At 71.4% G+C, this 18,693-nt stretch carries 19 protein-coding genes; 8 read left to right on the top strand and 11 right to left on the bottom strand.

The annotated features are described in order from the left end of the window. Positions 1-87 precede the first annotated feature (87 nt). A complete protein-coding gene (serC, locus tag VAB18032_RS02115; protein WP_013731122.1) occupies positions 88-1,215 on the top strand; it encodes a phosphoserine transaminase in 1,128 nt (375 codons plus the stop codon). 288 nt (positions 1,216-1,503) lie between these two features. Next, positions 1,504-2,586, top strand: a complete 1,083-nt coding sequence (sepH, locus tag VAB18032_RS02110) for a septation protein SepH (RefSeq protein ID WP_013731121.1) — start codon at positions 1,504-1,506, stop codon at positions 2,584-2,586. 165 nt (positions 2,587-2,751) lie between these two features. Here sepH and thpR read toward each other — a convergent pair whose 3' ends face one another. From thpR to VAB18032_RS02085, 5 genes are all read right to left on the bottom strand, one after another. Then, positions 2,752-3,324, bottom strand: coding sequence for an RNA 2',3'-cyclic phosphodiesterase (gene thpR / locus VAB18032_RS02105; RefSeq protein WP_013731120.1), 573 nt, complete (start codon positions 3,322-3,324; stop codon positions 2,752-2,754). Positions 3,325-3,416: 92 nt separating this feature from the next. Further along, positions 3,417-3,920: a hypothetical protein gene (locus VAB18032_RS02100; RefSeq protein WP_013731119.1), complete on the bottom strand. Its 504-nt coding sequence runs from the start codon at positions 3,918-3,920 to the stop codon at positions 3,417-3,419. A gap of 91 nt (positions 3,921-4,011) precedes the next feature. Then, complete coding sequence (locus tag VAB18032_RS02095) at positions 4,012-5,289, bottom strand: MFS transporter (protein ID WP_013731118.1); 1,278 nt, start codon at positions 5,287-5,289, stop codon at positions 4,012-4,014. Between the two features lie 78 nt (positions 5,290-5,367). Next, positions 5,368-5,817 (bottom strand): MarR family winged helix-turn-helix transcriptional regulator, encoded by a 450-nt coding sequence (locus VAB18032_RS02090; protein WP_043719449.1) that lies wholly within the window; start codon positions 5,815-5,817, stop codon positions 5,368-5,370. Between the two features lie 106 nt (positions 5,818-5,923). Continuing rightward, positions 5,924-7,399: an NCS2 family permease gene (locus tag VAB18032_RS02085; RefSeq protein ID WP_013731116.1), complete on the bottom strand. Its 1,476-nt coding sequence runs from the start codon at positions 7,397-7,399 to the stop codon at positions 5,924-5,926. Positions 7,400-7,490: 91 nt separating this feature from the next. Here VAB18032_RS02085 and VAB18032_RS02080 point away from each other — a divergent pair, with 91 nt between their 5' ends. After that, positions 7,491-7,733, top strand: a complete 243-nt coding sequence (locus VAB18032_RS02080) for a DUF2530 domain-containing protein (protein ID WP_013731115.1) — start codon at positions 7,491-7,493, stop codon at positions 7,731-7,733. Between the two features lie 34 nt (positions 7,734-7,767). Here the strand turns inward: VAB18032_RS02080 and VAB18032_RS02075 are convergent, their stop codons facing one another. Continuing rightward, positions 7,768-8,604, bottom strand: a complete 837-nt coding sequence (locus VAB18032_RS02075) for a DUF3027 domain-containing protein (protein WP_043719444.1) — start codon at positions 8,602-8,604, stop codon at positions 7,768-7,770. 87 nt (positions 8,605-8,691) lie between these two features. Here VAB18032_RS02075 and VAB18032_RS02070 point away from each other — a divergent pair, with 87 nt between their 5' ends. The 3 genes from VAB18032_RS02070 (at position 8,692) to VAB18032_RS02060 (ending at position 12,000) form a co-directional block, all read left to right on the top strand. Then, on the top strand, positions 8,692-10,338 hold the full coding sequence (locus tag VAB18032_RS02070; protein ID WP_043722704.1) for an MFS transporter: 1,647 nt from the start codon (positions 8,692-8,694) through the stop codon (positions 10,336-10,338). Beyond that, positions 10,335-10,985, top strand: a complete 651-nt coding sequence (locus VAB18032_RS02065; RefSeq protein WP_013731112.1) for a futalosine hydrolase — start codon at positions 10,335-10,337, stop codon at positions 10,983-10,985. The genes VAB18032_RS02070 and VAB18032_RS02065 overlap by 4 nt, the downstream gene beginning before the upstream one ends. Positions 10,986-11,151: 166 nt before the next feature. Further along, the gene (locus VAB18032_RS02060; RefSeq protein WP_013731111.1) at positions 11,152-12,000 is read left to right on the top strand and encodes a 1,4-dihydroxy-6-naphtoate synthase; all 849 of its coding nucleotides are present in this window, start codon (positions 11,152-11,154) and stop codon (positions 11,998-12,000) included. Here VAB18032_RS02060 and VAB18032_RS02055 read toward each other — a convergent pair. Both VAB18032_RS02055 and VAB18032_RS02050 read right to left on the bottom strand, forming a co-directional pair. Then, the gene (locus VAB18032_RS02055; protein WP_013731110.1) at positions 11,961-12,347 is read right to left on the bottom strand and encodes a cold-shock protein; all 387 of its coding nucleotides are present in this window, start codon (positions 12,345-12,347) and stop codon (positions 11,961-11,963) included. The genes VAB18032_RS02060 and VAB18032_RS02055 overlap by 40 nt on opposite strands. Positions 12,348-12,375: 28 nt before the next feature. After that, entirely contained in the window at positions 12,376-12,999 is a 624-nt protein-coding gene (locus VAB18032_RS02050; protein ID WP_013731109.1) for an HAD family hydrolase, read from the bottom strand. 87 nt (positions 13,000-13,086) lie between these two features. Here VAB18032_RS02050 and VAB18032_RS02045 point away from each other — a divergent pair, with 87 nt between their 5' ends. Further along, positions 13,087-15,561 (top strand): helicase-associated domain-containing protein, encoded by a 2,475-nt coding sequence (locus tag VAB18032_RS02045; protein WP_013731108.1) that lies wholly within the window; start codon positions 13,087-13,089, stop codon positions 15,559-15,561. 15 nt (positions 15,562-15,576) lie between these two features. On the opposite strand, the gene VAB18032_RS02040 is transcribed toward VAB18032_RS02045, so the two are convergent. Beyond that, on the bottom strand, positions 15,577-15,816 hold the full coding sequence (locus VAB18032_RS02040) for a hypothetical protein (protein WP_013731107.1): 240 nt from the start codon (positions 15,814-15,816) through the stop codon (positions 15,577-15,579). A 427-nt stretch (positions 15,817-16,243) separates the two neighbouring features. Between VAB18032_RS02040 and VAB18032_RS02035 the strand changes: the two genes are divergently transcribed. Then, complete coding sequence (locus VAB18032_RS02035) at positions 16,244-17,923, top strand: DNA repair helicase XPB (protein WP_013731106.1); 1,680 nt, start codon at positions 16,244-16,246, stop codon at positions 17,921-17,923. Between the two features lie 92 nt (positions 17,924-18,015). Here VAB18032_RS02035 and VAB18032_RS02030 read toward each other — a convergent pair whose 3' ends face one another. Then, a complete protein-coding gene (locus tag VAB18032_RS02030; protein ID WP_013731105.1) occupies positions 18,016-18,360 on the bottom strand; it encodes a type II toxin-antitoxin system HicB family antitoxin in 345 nt (114 codons plus the stop codon). Continuing rightward, the gene (locus tag VAB18032_RS02025; protein WP_415877987.1) at positions 18,360-18,614 is read right to left on the bottom strand and encodes a toxin HicA; all 255 of its coding nucleotides are present in this window, start codon (positions 18,612-18,614) and stop codon (positions 18,360-18,362) included. The genes VAB18032_RS02030 and VAB18032_RS02025 overlap by 1 nt, the downstream gene beginning before the upstream one ends. Positions 18,615-18,693: the final 79 nt, after the last annotated feature.

Raw genomic sequence — 18,693 nt, 5'->3', positions numbered from 1 at the left:
TGATCACGCACCCACACGCGCACGCCGATCGGTCCACTCCCACCTGCTCACCCGGGCCCCGACCCATGCGGAAGGATCTTGAAAACCGTGGCTGACGCTCCGACCATCCGGATTCCCGACGAGATCAAGCCCGCCGACGGCCGATTCGGCTGCGGGCCGTCCAAGGTCCGTCCGGCGGCGGTCTCCGCGCTCGCCGAGGTGGCCACCAGCTACCTGGGCACCTCGCACCGGCAGAAGACCGTCCGCGACCAGGTGGCCCGGCTGCGCTCCGGAATCGCCGAGTTCTTCTCCCTGCCCGAGGGCTACGAGGTGATCATCGGCAACGGGGGTACCACCGCGTTCTGGGAGGTGGCGACCTTCGGCCTGATCCGCGACCGGGCACAGTTCGCCAACTTCGGCGAGTTCGGCGCAAAGTTCGCCAAGGCCGTCAAGGACGCCCCGTTCCTCGGTGAGCCCACGATCCGCAAGTCGGACGCGGGCAGCGCACCGACCCTGGTCGCCGAGGCCGGCGTGGACGTCTACGCCACCCCGCACAACGAGACCTCGACCGGTGTCGCGGTGCCGATCAACCGGGTGGCCGGCGCCGACCCGGGCTCGCTGCTGCTGGTCGACGCCACCTCCGGCGCCGGCGGCCTGGAGGTCAACGTCGGCGAGACCGACGTCTACTACTTCGCGCCGCAGAAGTGCTTCGGCTCCGACGGTGGCCTGTGGCTGGCCCTGATGTCGCCGGCCGCACTGGAGCGGGCCGCCGAGGTCAAGGCCTCCGGCCGGTACATCCCCGCGTTCCTGGACCTGGTCACCGCGATCGACAACTCGCGGCTGGAGCAGACCTACAACACGCCGGCGCTGGCCACCATCTTCCTGGCCGCCGAGCAGACCGACTGGATGAACTCCCAGGGTGGGCTGGCCTGGGCGGCCAAGCGCACGGCCGAGAGCGCCGGCATCGTGTACGGCTGGGCCGAGCGCTCCGCCGTCGCCACCCCGTTCGTCGCCGACCCGGCGCTGCGCTCCAACGTGGTCGCCACCATCGACTTCGCCGACGGGGTGGACGCCACCGCGATCGCCAAGGCGCTGCGCGCCAACGGCATCGTGGACACCGAGCCGTACCGCAAGCTGGGCCGCAACCAGCTGCGCATCGCGCTCTTCCCGGCCGTCGAGCCGGCCGACGTGGAGGCGCTGACCGCGTCCATCGACTACGTGGTCGAGCGGCTCTGACCCGACGTTGAGCCGATGGGCCCGGTCGACCCCGTGGGGTCGCCGGGCCCATTACGCTGAGCGGACCGGCCGGGCTGCGGCAGTGCCGTGCACTGTCGTACCGTTGCTGTCGGCGGCCGGCAACTGACCGGCCACACAGCTCTCACCAGCACCGAAGAAGGCTGCTCAGCACGAGTTGCCCGGGCGTGGCGTCTCCCACCTGGACCCGGATGGGCGTACCGTGGTCCTCAACGCCCCGGGTGGCCGGCTCGTGGCGTACGGCCAGCGAAGCGGGACGGAGGCAACGCGATGCGCCCAGTACGCTTCGTCGCCCTCTCCGAGGACGGCCAGGCCCTGGTGCTCGCCGACGAGGTCGGGCGACTGCTCGCCCTGCCCATCGACGAGCGCGTCGCCGGAGTGCTGCACGCCGAGCCGGGTGCACCGACGCTCGCGGTGGCACCGACCACCGCCGACCCGGTGCCGTCGCTGTCCCCTCGGGACATTCAGGCCCGGATCCGTTCCGGCGAGTCCGCTGAGGACGTCGCCCGCATCGCGGGGGTACCGGTCGACCGGGTGCTCCGTTACGCCGGCCCGGTGCTCCAGGAGCGGGCGATGCTCGCCCAGCACGCTCGGCGTACCCGGCTCAAGGGTGCCGAGAAGCCGACCCCGCTGGCCGAGGTGGTCAACGGGCGACTCGCCCAGCACGGCATCGACACCGAGAAGATCTCCTGGGACGCGTGGCGGCGCGACGACGGCACCTGGCGGATCGTCGCCACCTGGCCGTCCGGCAAGGCCACCGCGCAGGCGGTCTGGGATCTGGACAAGACCCGTCAGTCGGTGACGCCGCACGACGACATGGCGCAGTACCTCTGCGCCGAACGCCCCACGCCCATTCTCGGCCAGGAGCCGGCACCGGAGCGGGGCGGCCACGCGCTGCCCGGTCCGTCGCGCGGCGAGCCGAGTCGGGGTGGCCACGGGCTGCCGACGCCGGCCGAGTCGGGCCGTACTGGCCGTGACCCGATCCGGGCCGGCCGGGACGCCCTGCTCGCCTCACTCGATCGGCCGCTCGGCTCCACGTCGGGCCGTGGTCTCGAACCGCGGACCCCGGCCGCACTTGCCGGATCGCCGGATTCGCCCCGGCAGCGGGCGGTCTCCGGCGGCGCTGCGGCGCTGCTCGGCGGTGGTCAGGGCTCGGCCTTCGACGACGACGCGGACGCGCCGAAGGAGGTGCCGGCCGTGCCGTCGCTGGCGGTGCTGCGCCCTCGCCGTACCAACACGCCGGCCGCAGCCGCCGCCGACTCCACCGAGCCCGGCAGCAAGCCCCGCAAGCGACTGCCCAGCTGGGACGACGTCCTCTTCGGCACCGGCCCCGCCGCCCGCGAATCCTCCTAACCCCCGCACCCACCACACCCCGCACCCCCCTGCCCCGCGCGGCCCCGCCCTTTCTGCACGATCTTGCACTTCTCGTCGCGACAAAAGCGGCAATACCCGGCATTTCTGCGACCAAAAGTGCAAGATCGGCCCAGGGTGTGGGGGGTGTGGGGGTGGGGTGGGGGTTTAGAGGGGGTAGGTGGTGAGGGGGTGGTGGGTGGGTGGGGGGCCGGGGTGGGTGTGGACCAGTACCAGTTCGGTGGCGGGCCAGGGTGGGCCGAGGTAGTTGTCGAGTACGGCCAGGTCGGCTTCGACGTCGTGGGGTGGCATCCGGTCGCCGGGGCGGGCGATGGTCAGGTGCGGGCGGAACGGCTTGTCGTCGCTGGGCACCCCGATCGCGGCCAGTCCGCCGCGGACCTCTCCGACCAACGCTGCCAGGCGATCGACGTCGCCGTGCACGTCGACCCAGAGTACGGTGCTGCGGCCCGGCCCGAATCGGCCGCCGCCACCCAGCCGCAGCATGGGCGGCGGACCGCCACCGGCCGTGGCAACGGCGAGCCGTAGGGCCTGCTGCACGGCGGTCAGCCGGGTGGGATCGACCTCGCCGAGAAAGGCGAGCGTGAGGTGGGCCTTACCGGGGTCGACCAGCCGTACGTTCGTTCCGGCGGCTGCCGCCGCGCTGAGCCGCAGCCCGGCGACCTCGCTGAACAGGTGCCCGATCGCTTCGGCAGGCGGATAGACCGCGATGAAGAGTCGCACCGACGCAGGATGTCAGCTAGGACGGGAACGCAACGACCGACCGCAGCGGCGTCGGCGAACATCGGCCGACGCGAGCACACACCCGCACCCGTTCAGGAGTGGCGCTGGTGTTGGCCGGGTCGGCTGGCCGGCAGGCGCAGGCCGGCGGCGTCCAGTTCGCCCTCGATCCGGACCCGTTCGATCTGCTGGTCGATGCCGGTCAACTCGGCCAGGTGTTCGGGGATGCCCAGCGCCCGGCACGCCAACCGGAGTCGGTCGTCGTACGCGTCGAGGACGCTGCTGTGCCACACCACTGCCGCACCACCGACCCGGTCCCGACGCAGGCAGCGCAGGTCCGCCGCGAGTTGCTCCAACGGACGCCGGTCGGGCCGGTCGAGGGCGTCGAGGGCGTCCGGGTCGGCGAGATCCTCGACGGCCACCGCCTGATTCAGCCGGGTGATCAGGCGCCGTTCCCGTCCCCGTTCCCGCCATTCGGCGAAGCGGCAGGTGACGCGGTCGAGGACCTCGTCGGCACAGAGCACGAGGGCGATCAGCGCCGGTACGCAGACCACGGCGGCCAGCGCCAGGGACAGCAGCAGCAAGCGCAGGAACTCCACCCAACGAAGCTATGCCGTTGCGGAGCGTCACGCTGCTGATTTTCGGTTTCTGACCGTCCCGGCGCGGGCCACCTCGGCCGTGGTGACCCGCTCAGGCCTCGGTGACGTAGAAGCGGGGCATCGGCAGGACCCGGAACCGTACCCGGGCACCGTCGCGGCGCAGCTGCCAGGCGAGCGCGAGCAGGGCGGTGGCGAGGGAGACCAGGCCGCCTGCCCAGATGCTGACGCCGGCACCGAAGGTCTCCGCGACCCAACCCACCAGCGGCGCGCCGATCGGGTTGGTGCCCAGGAACACCAGCACCCACAGCGCCATCACCCGGCCGCGGAACGCGGCGTCGGTGCCGAGCTGGACCCGCTGGTTGGCAGCCTGGGCGAAGTAGACCATGAAGAAGCCGGTCGGCGGCAGCAGCGCCACGACCGTCCAGTAGGTCGGCGCGAGCCCGACGAGGGTGCCGAAGACGGCGCAGGCGATCGCGGCGCCGAGCACCAACCAGACGGACGGGCGGCTACGTCGGCCCGTACCGGCCAGCGCACCGGCCAGCGCACCGACCGCGAGGGTGGTGCTGAACAGGCCGAACGAGGCCGCGCCGGTGTTGAACACGGTCTTCGCCAGCGCCGCCAGGGTGAGCTGGAAGTTGAACAGCGCCATCCCGATCACCGACATCACCACCATCGGCAGCAGCAGGTCGGGGCGTCGGCCCACGTACCGCAGCCCGTCCATCACGGTGGCGGCGGCCCGTTCCTCACGCGGGGGCAGCGGAGGGCGGTACAGCTCGGACGACCGCATCTGGATCACTGTGACCAGGGGTGCGATCGAGCTGAGCGCGGTGACCATGAAGACCGGCCCGACGTCGAACGCCGCGATGGCCAGGCCGGCGACGGCCGGTCCGACTATCCGGGCGGAGTTGAAGACGGCCGCGTTGAGCGAGAGCGCGTTGGGCAGCAGCCGGGTGCCGACCAGTTCGGAGACGAACGCCTGCCGGACCGGGGTTTCCACCGCATTGGCCACGCCGAGCAGGGCGGCGAAGACGAAGACGTGCCAGAGCTGCACCAGGCCGGTGACGACAAGCACGCTCATCGCCAGCGACAGCACCGTCCAGAAGGCGTTGGCGACGAAGAGGAGCATCCGCTTGTCGTACCGGTCGGCGAGCCGGCCGGAGATCAGCGTGAGCAGCAGTACGGGGGTGAACTGAAGCGCGACCACCACACCGAGCGCGGTGGCCGAGTCGTCGGAAAGCTCGAGGACCAGCCAGTCCTGGGCGATGAACATCATCCAGACGCCGATCAGTTTGACCAGTTGCCCGGATGCGAAAAGCCGGTAGTTGCGGACCTGTAAGGACTGGAACATCGTGCTCAACCGTGCCTGCACTCTCGGTGCGCCTCCTCGCGGTGGTACGCGTCGTCGACAACGGACGGCGCGGCGCGAAGCACACTCGGGTGTGCGGCGTCAGGCGCGGGAGATCTGCTGGAGAATCTCTGCGGCGTGTTGCAGAGTCTCCCGGTCGGCATCGCTCAGCTCGGTCAGGCGGCGGGCCAGCCATTCATCTCGGACCCGCTCGAACTGGTCGAGCACGGCCTGGCCCCCCGCGGTCACCGCGAGGATCACCTGCCGGCCGTCGGTCGGGTGGGGGGTGCGCTGCACGAGGCCGCGCTCCTCCAGCTTCGCGACGATCTTGGTCATCGTCGGTGGCTGCACCCGTTCGACGTCGGCGAGTTCCCGCGGCGTGAGCGCTCCACCCAGCCGGATGCTGGTGAGCGCGGACAACTGGGTGACCGTCAGGTCACCTACCGGCCGGGCCTGGCGGACCCGCCGGTTGAGCCGGGTGATCGCATCACGCAGCTGATGGGCCAGCTGCGCCGGTGGCATGCTCTGCGCCGTCACCGTCCGCTCCGTCACGATAGTTAGCCTAACTAATGAGCTCGCCGGACCGCAGCGAATATGACCACCCTCACCCGACTCGGGCCAGGTGTGAGCGGATCACACCTGGCCCGGGTGCGGAACGTCAGAACACCAGCGCCTCGATGGGACCGCGCAGGAAGTACACCACGAACAGTGCCGCCACTGCGTACAGCAACGGATGGACCTCACGGGCCTTGCCCTTGGCCAGCTTGATCACCACGTAGGTGATCAGGCCGGCACCGATGCCGTTGGAGATCGAGTAGGTGAACGGCATCAACACGATGGTGAGGAACGCCGGAATGGCGATCTCGTAGTCGGACCAGTCGATGGTCCGTACCGCGGTCATCATCAGGAAGCCGACCACCACCAGCGCGACGGACGCCGCCTCGAACGGCACGACCACCACCAGCGGGGCCAGGAACATGGCCAGCAGGAACAGCGCGCCGGTGACCAGGTTCGCCACGCCGGTACGGGCGCCCTCCGCGACACCGGCGGCACTTTCGATGTACGCGGTGTTGCTGGAGACGCTTGCCGCACCGCCGGCCGCCGCGCCGATCGAGTCGACAAGCAGGATCTCCTTCGCCCGCGGCGGGGTGCCCTGCTCGTCGAGCATGCTGCCTTCCTGCCCGACCGCGACCATCGTGCCCATGGTGTCGAAGAAGTCGGTGACCAGCAGGGTGAAGATGAACATCAGCACGACCAGCCAGCCGGCCCGCTCCCACGAGCCGAGCACGTTGAACTGACCGATCAGCGACAGATCCGGCAGGTCGACGGGGTTGCTGGGCAGGGTCGGGACGTTCAGCGACCAACCCTTCGGGTTCGGCACGCCGTTGACGAAGGACGGGCCGACGTTGCCGAGCGCCTCGACCACCATGGCCAACGCCGTCGAGGCGAAGATGCCGATCAGGATCGCGCCCTTGACCCGGCGTACCACAAGCACCAGGGTCAGCAGCAGACCCAGCACGAAGACAAGCGTCGGCCAGCTGGCCAGCTTGCCGCCGATGCCCAGACCGAGCGGCACGGTGCTGTTCGCCGCGTCCGGGATGCGGCGGACGAAACCGGCGTCGACCAGACCGATAATGGTCAGGAACAGGCCGATGCCGACACCGATGGCCGTCTTCATCTGGGTCGGCACCGAGCGGAACACGGCGGTACGCAGGCCGGTCAGCACCAGCACCGCGATGATCACACCCTCGATCACCACCAGGCCCATGGCGTCGGCCCAGGTCATCTGCGGCGCGATCTCGTACGCCACCAGGGCGTTGACGCCGAGGCCGGCGGCGACGGCCAGCGGGAACCGGCCGACCACGCCCATCAGGATGGTCATCAGGCCGGCGACCAGCGCGGTGGCCGCGGCGATCGCCGGAATCGCGAGGGCCTTGCCGTCACCGTCGACGGCACCACCGAGGATGAGCGGGTTGAGCACCACGATGTACGCCATCGTGAAGAAGGTGGCCAGACCACCCCGTAGCTCGCGGGTCATCGTCGAGCCACGGGCAGTGACCTCGAAGTACCGATCGAAGCGGTTGACCGGCCGACCGGGGTCGGGCGGTGTGTTGTCGAGCGGCGCTACTGACATCAGGAAACCTCACAGCGAATGATCAGGTCGACGCGCGCATCGTCCCAGATGGCAGGCGGTCGGCGGAAGTTCGGTCGCGTACTCTGAGCAGGTGCCGAAGCAGCAGCCGCGACCTGAGCCACTCGATCCGCCGATGGTGCCGTTCGCGCTGGCCGGCATTGTCGCGTGGGCGGTGGCCGGGCTGGTGCTGCTCCTCTTCCGGGACCGGCTGGCCGCGAGCGGGCACGAGGACTGGCTCTGGATCTGCCTTGCCGGGTTTCTGTGGGGCTTCCCCGGCCTGGCCGTGATGATGCGGCACGACGCCCACCGACGCCGCCGCCGGGCCGCCAACTGACCACCACCCCGGCCGGAGGGCCGACCGAGGTTGATCAGGAGTGGCCGTACGGCTCCGCAGGCTCACCCGACTCGACCGACCCCGGTGCCCGGGATACCGACATCGGCTCCACCGCACTGTCGTCGTAGACGGCAGGCACCTCCTCCACCGCCGTCTCGGCCTCGACAAGCGTCTCCGAGTGCGCGCCACAGCCGTGGTCGGTGCTGACCACCCGGCCGTCGTCCGGGGCGTAGAAGTTGCCACAGACGCCGAAGCACTGCCGCAACTGCCCGGCGAGCGGGAGGTAGAAACCGCAGGTGCCGCACCGCGCGGCGGCCGGGGCGGAAGTGGAGATCGGCGCCGACGGGCCGTGGTCGCCGTCGTACCAGCGCTGGGCCGCCTCGGCCCGCCCCTCCCGCGACAGCACCCGGGCCCGGCCCAGGCCCAACTCCCAGGCGGTCTCCTCCACCGCCGGGTCGTCGGAGAGCAGGTAGCCGGGCGCGAGCCGCTCGTCGTCGGCGGGCGTGGGCAGCAGATCACCCGGACCGAGATCACCGGGCTTGAGCCGCTCCTGCCACGGCAGCCAGCCGGGCGCGAGCAGCGCGTCCGGCCCGGGCAGCAGCACGGTCTCGCAGATCGTCACGGTACGGCTGCGCGGCACCCGGGTCACCGTGACCGCCCACCGCCAGCCGCGATAGCCGGCAAGCAGGCATTCGAAGTAGTGGGTGACGAGCCGATCGCCCTCGGCGACAGCCTGGAGGTGCTCACCGACTTCGGTGGCGTCCACCTCGGTGATGCCGGCACGCGCCACCTCGACGGCGGCGGCGCAGACCTGATCGAGACGAGCGGCGCGGGCGGAGACAGGCCTGGTCACCCAACCATTGTTCCCCATGGGTGGGGTCGACCGTGAGGCACTCCCCAGAGGTGTTCTCCGACAGTGGTGCGGCATCCGGCCAGACGATAGGTCAGGATGGGTGCCATGCCGCTGTCCTCCCACTCCGAGCGGTCCCTCCTGGGGCGGACCGTCGGCACCGGCATCCGTGCCATTCGGCTGCTGTTCCGCGGTTCGGTCAACGGTGGCCGCTGGGTGACACGCAGCGCCGCCCGCGCCCGGGCCCGGGGTGCCGGCGGCGAGACCGGCATGGTCCGCATGTTCGATCTGCATGCGGTCTCCTGCGCCGGGGACACCCTGATCGCCATCGGCCTGGCCGGCACGATCTTCTTCAACGTCCCGCTCGGCGAGGCCCGCAGCAAGGTCGCCCTCTACCTGCTGGTGACCATGGTGCCGTTCGCCATGCTCGCCCCGGTGGTCGGGCCGCTGCTCGACCACTTCCGGCACGGCCGGCGGTACGCCCTGGCGACGACCATGCTCGGCCGGGCGTTCCTGGCCTGGATGATCTCCGATTACATCCACGGCTTCGGGCTCTATCCGGCGGCCTTCGGGGTGCTGGCGCTGTCCCGGGCGTACGGGGTGGCCCGCTCCGCGGCGGTCCCCCGGCTCCTGCCCGAAGGGCTCGGCCTGTCCCAGGTCGGCGCCCGAGCCAGCGTGTACGGCACGGTCGCCGGTGCCCTGGTCGCGCCGATCGGTCTGGCCGCGTTCTGGTTCGGGGCGCAGTGGCCGTTACGGGTCGCCTCGGTCATCTTCCTGGTCGGCATGGTGATCGCCCTGCGGCTGCCGCCCAGGGCCGACTCCGAGCCACCCGAGCGGGTGCCCCGACCGTTGCGGGCCCTGCGACGAGCCACCGGCGACCGCCCGCTGGGGCGAGGACGTCCCGCCGGCCGCCTGGTGATCTCGAACCTGGTCGGGGCGGCGACGCTACGCGCGCTCTACGGCTTCCTGCTGCTCTTCCTGGCCTTCACCATCAAGGCCGGTGACCTGACCACTGTGCTGTTCGGCCGCGACCTGGGTGACAAGGGTGCGTTGGGCCTGGTCGGCGGGGCACTGGCCGTCGGCACCTTCCTGGCCACCGCGCTCGGCACCCGACTACGCATCCACCGACCGACCGCGCTCCAGTCCAGCGGCATGATCATCGTGGCCGGGGTGGCCGTCCTCGCCACGTTGTACTTCTCCCTGCTGATGGTCACCCTGCTCTGCGTGGTCGCCGCGATGATGAGCGGCATCGCGAAGCTCGCCGTGGACGCCTCGATCCAGGAACGCATCCCGGAACGGCTCCGGGCCAGTTCCTTCGCCCACTCGGAGACGGTGTTGATGCTGGCCTTCGTGGCCGGCGGCGGGCTGGGACTCGTACCGTTCCATGGTCGGATCGGTATCGCCGTCGCCGCCGGGGTCGGGGTGCTGGCCGCCGCACGGGGGCTGCTGATGGCGCACCGGTTGCGCGCCGAGCGGCTCTGTGGCCGGCCGCTGACCGACGAGGAACTCAAGGCCACGGAGCGGGACGCCGACGCCCGGGCCGCCAAGGATCAGGCCGACCGGGACCGGAAGGCCGCCGAGGACGCCGAGGACATTGCGCCCACCTCCCCCGCTCCGGTCCAGGGCGGTTCGACCCCGCCGGAGCCGGATCTGGCGCCGCCGGGCTTCCACATCTACCGGCCCTCCTCGACGGTCACCGGGTCCGGCAGCGGTGAGGACGAGCCGCGTCGCAGCTCGCCGGGGTCGGTGTCGTGACCGATCTGCTCGTGGTCACCGCGGTACCCGCCGAGGCCGAGGCGGTCCAGGCCGGCCTCGACGGCTCGACCGTCGTGGTGGTCCCGGTCGGTGTGGGACCGGCCGTCGCCGGTGCGGCGACGGCCCGACTGCTCGCCTTCGCCGAGGCCGCCGGCCGGCCGTACCGTGGGGTGGTCAGCGCGGGCGTGGCCGGTGGCTTCGCCGACCGGGTGGCGGTCGGTGACGCGGTGCTCGGCAACCGATCCGTCGCCGCCGATCTGGGCGCGGAGTCACCCGAGGGCTTCATCCCCATCGACGAGCTGGGCATGCCGCCCGAGCTTCTCGGCTGCGGCCCGACCGTGCCCGCCGACGCGGAACTGCTGGCCACCCTGCGTACGGCGTTGCCGTCGGCCACCGTGGGCCCGGTGCTGACCGTCAACACCGTGACCGGCACCGCGGCCAGCACCGAGGCGCTACGCCGACGGCACCCGGACGCGGTGGCCGAGGCCATGGAGGGGTACGGCGTGGCCGTCGCCGCACGTCATGCCGGCGTCCCCTTCGTCGAGCTGCGTACCATCTCGAACCCGATCGGCCCGCGCGACCGCGACGCCTGGCGCCTGGGCGACGCCCTCGCCGCCCTGACCACCGCCGCCGTCGCCCTACGCTGACCGCTCGACCAGTTCGGCCGACTCCGCCACCATGCCGTTCGACCCCCGGATGTCCACCTGTGGACAACCCTGTGGACAAGTGGACAACCAGCGGTGGGATGTGACCGGGCAGGCGCGGCCGCCCGCCGCCCGACGTCGTCCGAGAGGACGGGGATACGGTGGGGACGTGGCGCTCTCGATGGCGATCTCGCCCTGCCCCAACGACACGTTCGTCTTCCATGCGCTGGTGCACGGGCAGGTGCCCGGGGCACCGACGGTCGAGGTGACGTACGCCGACGTGGACGTGACGAACACGGCGGCCGAGCGCGGCGCGTTCGACCTGGTGAAGGTGAGCTACGCGGCGTTGCCGTGGCTGCTGGACGACTACCACCTGCTGCCCTGCGGCGGTGCACTGGGGCGGGGCTGCGGGCCGCTGGTACTGACCCGAGCGGATCGCGACGGCGGGCCGGACCGCACCGACCTGCGCGACGCCACCGTGGCGGTGCCCGGTGACCGGACCACGGCGTACCTGCTGTTCCGGCTCTGGTCGGCCGGAAGAACGCCGCGGCGCATCGAGGTGGTGCCGTTCCACGAGATCATGCCCGGCGTCGCCGCTGGGCGGTACGACGCCGGGCTGGTGATCCACGAGGCCCGCTTCACCTACCCGCGCCACGGGCTGACCGCGCTTGTCGACCTGGGCGAGTGGTGGGAAGGCGACACCGGCCTGCCGATCCCGCTCGGGGCCATCCTGGCCCGGCGCGGCGTGGTCGACCCGCAGCAGGCCGCCGGCTGGATCCGGGAGTCGGTCCGGCAGGCCTGGGCCGACCCGGCGGCCAGTCGGACGTACGTGCTGGAGCACGCCCAGGAGATGGAGCCCGACGTGGTGGACCGGCACATCGGCCTCTACGTCAACGAGTTCACCGCCGACCTGGGAGAGGCCGGGTTCGCTGCCGTCGAGGCGCTGCTCGGCCGGGCCGCCGACGCCGGGCTGGTGCCTCAGACCTCCAGCTCGCGGGCGACCGCGTGGACCAGTTGAGCGATCTTCTGGGCCGTCTTGCGATCCGGGAAGCGCCCCCGGCGCAGGTCCGGCTGGACCTTCGCCTCCAACACCTTGATCATGTCTTCGACCAGGCCGTGCAGCTCCTCGGCCGGACGGCGGCGCAGCTCCGCCACGGACGGCGGGGCCTCCAGCAGCTTGACACCCATCGCCTGCGTGCCGCGCCGGCTGTCGACCACACTGAAGTCGATGCGCTGGCCGCCCTTCAGGTCGGTGACACCCGCCGGTAGCGCGGCCTTTGGCAGGAACACGTCGCCACCCTCGTCACTGGTGACGAACCCGTATCCCTTGGTCGCGTCGTACCACTTCACTCGACCCGTAGGCACCTGAAATCCCCTGCTTCGCTTGAGACGTCTACTGCGTCAAGGCTAGCCGGATCATGCCGTCGAGTGCCGCCGGGAATCCGGTGAGATCGGGCAGCACCGCCGCGGCGCCGGCTGCCCGCAGCTCATCGACGGAACACGGGCCGGTCGCGACCGCGATTCCGGGCACGGCCGCAGCCTTGGCGGCCACCATGTCCGCCACGTGATCGCCGACATAGTATGTCGCACCGTGCTCGCGCAGCGCCGCCGCCTTCTCCTCGGCGAACAGGTCGCCGGCCAGCTCGTCCACGGCCAGCCCGAGATGGTCCAGGTGCAGCCTGGCCAGCCGACCGAGCTTCGAGGTGACCACGACCACCCGTCCGCCGCGCTCGCGTACCGCGTCCAGGGCAGCCCGGGCGCCGGGCAACGGCACCGTCGGCGTGATCGCGTACGCCGGGTAGAGCTCCCGGAAGACGCGGACCGCCTCGTCGACCTGCTCGGGCGGGAACCAGTGGGCGATCTCGGTGCGCAGTGGCGGACCGAGCCGGGACACCGCCGCCTCGGCGTCGACGGGAACACCGGTCTGCGCGGTCAGCGCACGATAGGTCGCGGCGATGCCGGGACGGGAGTCGACCAGGGTCATGTCGAGGTCGAACCCGACTGTCAGAAGGGGCATCCTGGGAAAGCTACCCGGTCGGCCCCCAGGGCAGCCCGGTCGTCCGGTGGGCGCAACCCGGCCCGGCCGGGCTAGCGTGGAACGACGATGAGCACCTCACTCGCCGACCACCTACGGGCGCTGCCCGACGAGTCGCTGGCCGCGCTGCTGCAACTGCGGCCCGACCTCGTCGTGCCGGTCCCCGCCGACGTCGCCGCGCTGGCCATCCGGGCCCAGTCACGGGTTTCGGTGTCGCGCGCCCTGGACGGGCTGGACCAGTTCACCCTCCAGATCATGGATGCCGCCCGGTTGACCCGTGATCCGGTCGACGGCACCACCTCGGTCGACGGGGTCCTCGCCCTGGCCACCACCGGCCCCCACCCACCCGCGCCCACCTCCGTCCGGGCCGCCATCGACCGGCTGCGGGCGCGCTTCCTGGTGTACGGCCCCGACCACCAGTTGCAGCTCGTCGGCGGCATCGACGAGATCTCCCCGTACCCGGCGGGGCTCGGCCGACCGGCGGCGGAGCTGGACGCGCGCACGGCCGCACTCTGCGCGGACCCGGCGAAGCTGCGCCGGACCCTGCTGGCCGCACCGCCGTCGGCGCGGGCGATCCTGGACCGGCTGGCCGCCGGGCCACCGGTCGGCAGCGTGCCGCCCGGCGCGTTGCAGGCCCCGGCGACCGGCAGCGACGACGATCTGCCCCCCGACGAGACCAACGGCGGGGCACCCACCGGTTCCCCGGTCCGCTGGCTGGTCGACCACCGACTGCTGGTGCGGGTCGCCGGCGGCAAGGGCGGCACCAGCGGCATGGTCGAGCTGCCCCGGGAGATCGGGTTGCTGCTGCGCCGCGACACCGGCCCGCTGGGTCCACTGAGCGCCGGCCCGCCACCGGTGGCCAGCACGCCACGCGAGCCGAAGGCCGTCGACTCCGCCGGGGCCGGGCAGACCATGGAGGTGGTACGCCACACCGAGGCGCTGCTGGAGCAGTTGGCCGCCGAACCGGCACCGGTGCTGCGTTCCGGCGGCATCGGCGTCCGTGATCTGCGGCGACTGGCCCGCGTCACCGGGCTGGACGAACCGACGGCGGCGCTGCTGCTGGAGGTGGCGTACGCGGCCGGGCTGGCCGGCGAGATGGAACTGTCCGCAAGCGCCGGCCGGTACGGCGCGGACCAGCAGGTGCTGCCCACCGCCGGGTACGAGTTGTGGCGGGCCGGTTCGCTGGCCCAACGCTGGGAGCAGTTGGCCCGCGCCTGGCTGACCATGACCCGCCAGGTGGGGCTCATCGGCCAGCGCGACGACCGGGACCGGCCGATCACGGTGTTCTCCGCCGAGGCGGAACGGGCCGGTGCGCCGGCCGCCCGACGGGCGGTGCTCGGCGTGCTCGCCGACCTGGAACCGGCCGCCGCACCCACCGTCGACGAGGTGCTGGCGCTGCTCGACTGGCGGGCCCCACGCCGCAGCCGGGGCCGGGAGGCCGCCCACCGGGAGGTGCTCGCCGAGGCGGCCACGCTGGGCGTGACCGGGCTGGGGGCGCTCACCTCGTACGGGCGGCTGCTGATGGCCGAGGCGACGGCGACCGAGGAGCGGGACAGCGACGACCCCCTCGGCCTGCGCACCGAGAGCGAGGACGCCGGTGGCACCGCGGTACGGGTGCTGGACGGCCTGCTGCCCGCCCCGGTGGATCACTTCCTGGTGCAGGCCGACCTGACCGTGGTGGTTCCCGGGCCGGCGGAGCCGGCGCTCGCCGCCGAACTGGACGCGGTCGCCGAACCCGAGTCCGCCGGTGGGGCCAGCGTGTACCGGGTGACCTCGGGCAGTGTGCGTCGCGCCTTGGACGCCGGCTACTCGGCCGAAGACCTGCACGCGCTGTTCCGCCGCCGCTCCCGTACCCCGATCCCGCAGGGGTTGACGTACCTGGTCGACGACGTGGCCCGCCGGCACGGTGGGCTGCGGGTCGGTTCCGCCGGGGCGTACCTGCGCAGCGACGACGAGGCGTTGCTCACCGAGCTGCTGGCCGATCGGCGGGTCGAGGAGTTGACGCTGCGTCGGCTCGCGCCGACGGTGCTTGTCACCCCGTACCAGAGTGGCCGGATGTTGGCGGTGCTGCGGGAGGCCGGCTACGCGCCGGTCGCCGAGGACGCCACCGGCACGGCCGTACTGACCCGGGCCAAGGCCCGACGGGCCGCCGCGCGGGTGTCGGTGGCGACCCGGGCGATCGACCCGCTCACCACCGCGCGCCTGCCGCTGCCCCGCCTGCTCGGGGTGGTCGAGCAGATCCGCCGGGGCGATGCGACGGCCCGGGCGGCCCGGCGGGCTCCTGCCGCGGTACGCGGATCCGCAGCCTCGACCGGCCCGGCCCCCGCACACAGTCACGCCGACGCCCTGGCCGTGCTGCAACAGGCGATCCGCGACAAGGCGCTGGTCTGGGTCGGCTACGTCGACGCGCACGGGGCGACCGCATCCCGGCTGGTCCGCCCGGTCTCCCTCGGTGCCGGCTACCTGCGTGCCGAGGACGAACGGACGGAGATGCTGCACACCTTCGCGCTGCACCGGATCACCGCGGCGGTGCTGGAGAAGTGACCTCCTGGGCGCCGATCAGCGCCGGCTGCGGCGCACCGAACCGACGATCGCCACGATCAGCAGCAGGGCGAAGCCGGTGCCGGCGGCTTCGCCTACCGAATCGATGAAACCCTGCTGGAGCACGAGCCAGCCGAACAGGAACCAGCCGAACAGCAGCGCCCCGACGACCGCGTACGCCACCACGGTCGCGGTGGAGACGGGTTCCGCGGACTCGGCTTTGTCGCGTTCAAGGATCAGTTCCTGGTCAACGGACATCTGCCCTCCCCGTACGGTCCGGCCTGTCATCCCAGAGTGTCATCCCGGGCGGCAACCGGCCAGCACCGCGCCGAGGGGCCTGGGCGGCTTCTACCCATCGACGAGTACGCCAAATCAGGCGTAAGGTCGGCGCGGGCGTGCCGCTCGCCCCCGTTGGCTTGTCCGCGACGGCGGCAAGGGCCCCCGCTTCCTGGCCCGCCTGATCGCGGATCGAACGCGCACGCACCGCGCCGACCTGGAAGACGAGCGACCGACCGGTCACGAGTCGTCTCCCCAGTAGCAAGACGTAGTTCCGATCGGAAAAGGTTGCTGCCCGCGTACGCATTCTTCGTACCGGTTTCTGCGTGTAACACTGGATGGTCGCCCGGTGGCAGGTCAGGCACCTACCGTGCCGACCCGATCGGCCGTACGGAGGAGGAGATTCGGTGTGAGCGGTGGACCCCTGATCGTGCAGTCGGACAAGACGCTGCTGCTGGAGATCGACCACCCCGACGCGCAGGCCTGCCGGATGGCCATCGCGCCCTTCGCCGAGCTGGAACGCTCCCCCGAGCACGTGCACACCTACCGGCTGACCCCGCTCGGGCTGTGGAACGCCCGCGCCGCCGGCCACGACGCCGAGGGCGTGGTGGACGCTCTGATCAAGTACTCCCGCTACCCGGTGCCGCACGCCCTGCTGGTCGACGTGGCCGAGACCATGGACCGGTACGGCCGACTCCAACTCGCCAACGACCCGGTGCACGGGCTGGTGCTGCGCGCCCTGGACCGGGTGGTGCTGATCGAGGTCGCCAAGAGCAAGAAGCTCGCCGGGATGCTCGGCGCCAAACTCGACGACGACACGATCGCCGTACACCCGTCCGAACGCGGCCGACTCAAGCAGGCCCTGCTCAAGCTCGGCTGGCCGGCGGAGGACCTGGCCGGGTACGTCGACGGCGAGGCGCACCCGATCGAGCTGGCCGAGTCCGGCAAGGACGGCGGCAAGCCGTTCACGCTGCGGTCGTACCAGCGGGAGGCGGTGGAGGCGTTCTGGGCCGGCGGCTCGGGCGTGGTGGTGCTGCCCTGCGGGGCCGGCAAGACGCTCGTCGGTGCGGCGGCGATGGCCGAGGCGAAGGCGACCACGCTGATCCTGGTCACCAACACCGTCGCCGGTCGACAGTGGAAGCGCGAACTGATCGCCCGCACCTCGCTGACCGAGGATGAGATCGGCGAGTACTCCGGCGAGCGCAAGGAGATCCGGCCGGTCACCATCGCCACGTACCAGGTGCTGACCTCGCGTCGCGGCGGCGCGTTCACCCACCTGGACCTGTTCGGGGCCCGTGACTGGGGCCTGGTCGTCTACGACGAGGTGCACCTGCTGCCCGCGCCGATCTTCCGCTTCACGGCCGACCTGCAGGCCCGTCGCCGGCTCGGGCTGACCGCGACCCTGGTCCGAGAGGACGGCCGGGAGGGCGACGTGTTCAGCCTGATCGGCCCGAAGCGCTACGACGCGCCCTGGAAGGACATCGAGTCGCAGGGCTGGATCGCCCCGGCCCAGTGCACCGAGGTCAGGGTCACCCTGACCGACGCCGAGCGGATGGCGTACGCGACCGCCGAGGCCGAGGAGCGTTACCGGATGGCGGCCACCGCCCGCACCAAACTGCCGGTGGTGAAGGCACTTGTGGACCGGCATCCGGAGGAGCAGACCCTGGTCATCGGTGCGTACATCGACCAGTTGCACCAGCTGGGCGAATACCTGGACGCACCGATCGTGCAGGGGTCGACGACCAACAAGGAGCGCGAGCGGTTGTTCGACGCGTTCCGTGACGGGTCGCTGCGTACCTTGGTGATCTCGAAGGTGGGGAACTTCTCCATCGACCTGCCCGAGGCGGCGGTGGCGATCCAGGTGTCGGGCACCTTCGGCTCCCGGCAGGAGGAGGCGCAACGGCTGGGCCGGGTGCTGCGGCCGAAGGCCGACGGCCGGCAGGCGCACTTCTACACGGTCGTCTCCCGGGACACCATCGACACCGAGTACGCCGCCCACCGCCAGCGATTCCTCGCCGAGCAGGGGTACGCGTACACCATCGTCGACGCCGACGACGTCCTAGGCCCGACCCTCCCCTCCTTCGACTGACCCCGCTTGATCGACTCCATTCCGCCGATGTTGCGGTATCCAGCAGCTGTTGATACCGCAACATCGGCGGAATGGAGGCAGGGCTCGGCCGGTCAGGCGGCTCGGAGTTTGCGTAGGACGTACTGGTTGAGGCTCAGGCCGTCCTCTGCGGCCTGGATGGCGAGTTCTCGGTGCAGGCTCTCCCCGACACGCAGGTTGAACTTGCCCGAATAACTGCGCTCCGCGAACGGCAGCGGCACCTGCTCACCCTGCTCCTGCATGTCCTGGACAACCTCACGCAGCAGCTCCTCGAGCCCTTGCAGAGCCTCGACCTGCGAGGGAGCCAGCCAGGACAGCGAGGGAAACTCGGCACAGGTGGCAACGAACTCGCGATCCTCGGCGGACCAGGTGACGCGGTAGGTGTAGTGGGTGATCTCGGGGTGGGGATCGGGTTGCATCACATGGCCTCCTTCTTGTCGATCGCCCTGAGTACCTGCCGAACCTGGTACACCTTCGCCTTGCCTTTGTCGTTCTGGATGTTGACGCGTGGGTCTCCCGCCCAGGGCATCTTGAACACCGCATGGGATGTGCCGGCTTGCCGTGGCTTCCCGAAGAAGTGTTCGCACACCCTATAGAGATCGTTGTAGGCGATGTTCTGCTGACTCTTCCGCATCGCTGCAACGAGCTTGTCTATGGACGGCACAGCACTCATGGTACTACCAGCGGTACCATGGATCCAGCGACTCGGCCGGCTCCTCCGGCGGCCTGGGGATGTTCGTCCGCCGTTCATG

The sequence above is a fragment of the Micromonospora maris AB-18-032 genome, from assembly GCF_000204155.1.
In the GTDB taxonomy this organism is placed as follows: domain Bacteria; phylum Actinomycetota; class Actinomycetes; order Mycobacteriales; family Micromonosporaceae; genus Micromonospora; species Micromonospora gifhornensis.
The sequence above is the reverse complement of the archived record's forward strand: the minus strand, read 5'-3'. Positions and strand labels throughout refer to the sequence as shown.

Excerpts from the sequence above, each read along its gene's own strand:
- VAB18032_RS02050 (WP_013731109.1), bottom strand. The coding sequence starts at position 12,999 with ATGCCCCTTCTGACAGTCGGGTTCGACCTCGACATGACCCTGGTCGAC.
- VAB18032_RS02045 (WP_013731108.1), top strand. The coding sequence starts at position 13,087 with ATGAGCACCTCACTCGCCGACCACCTACGGGCGCTGCCCGACGAGTCG.
- sepH (WP_013731121.1), top strand. The coding sequence starts at position 1,504 with ATGCGCCCAGTACGCTTCGTCGCCCTCTCCGAGGACGGCCAGGCCCTG.
- VAB18032_RS02075 (WP_043719444.1), bottom strand. The coding sequence starts at position 8,604 with ATGGGGAACAATGGTTGGGTGACCAGGCCTGTCTCCGCCCGCGCCGCT.
- VAB18032_RS02030 (WP_013731105.1), bottom strand. The coding sequence starts at position 18,360 with ATGCAACCCGATCCCCACCCCGAGATCACCCACTACACCTACCGCGTC.
- VAB18032_RS02070 (WP_043722704.1), top strand. The coding sequence starts at position 8,692 with ATGCCGCTGTCCTCCCACTCCGAGCGGTCCCTCCTGGGGCGGACCGTC.
- VAB18032_RS02085 (WP_013731116.1), bottom strand. The coding sequence starts at position 7,399 with ATGTCAGTAGCGCCGCTCGACAACACACCGCCCGACCCCGGTCGGCCG.
- VAB18032_RS02040 (WP_013731107.1), bottom strand. The coding sequence starts at position 15,816 with ATGTCCGTTGACCAGGAACTGATCCTTGAACGCGACAAAGCCGAGTCC.
- VAB18032_RS02025 (WP_415877987.1), bottom strand. The coding sequence starts at position 18,614 with ATGAGTGCTGTGCCGTCCATAGACAAGCTCGTTGCAGCGATGCGGAAG.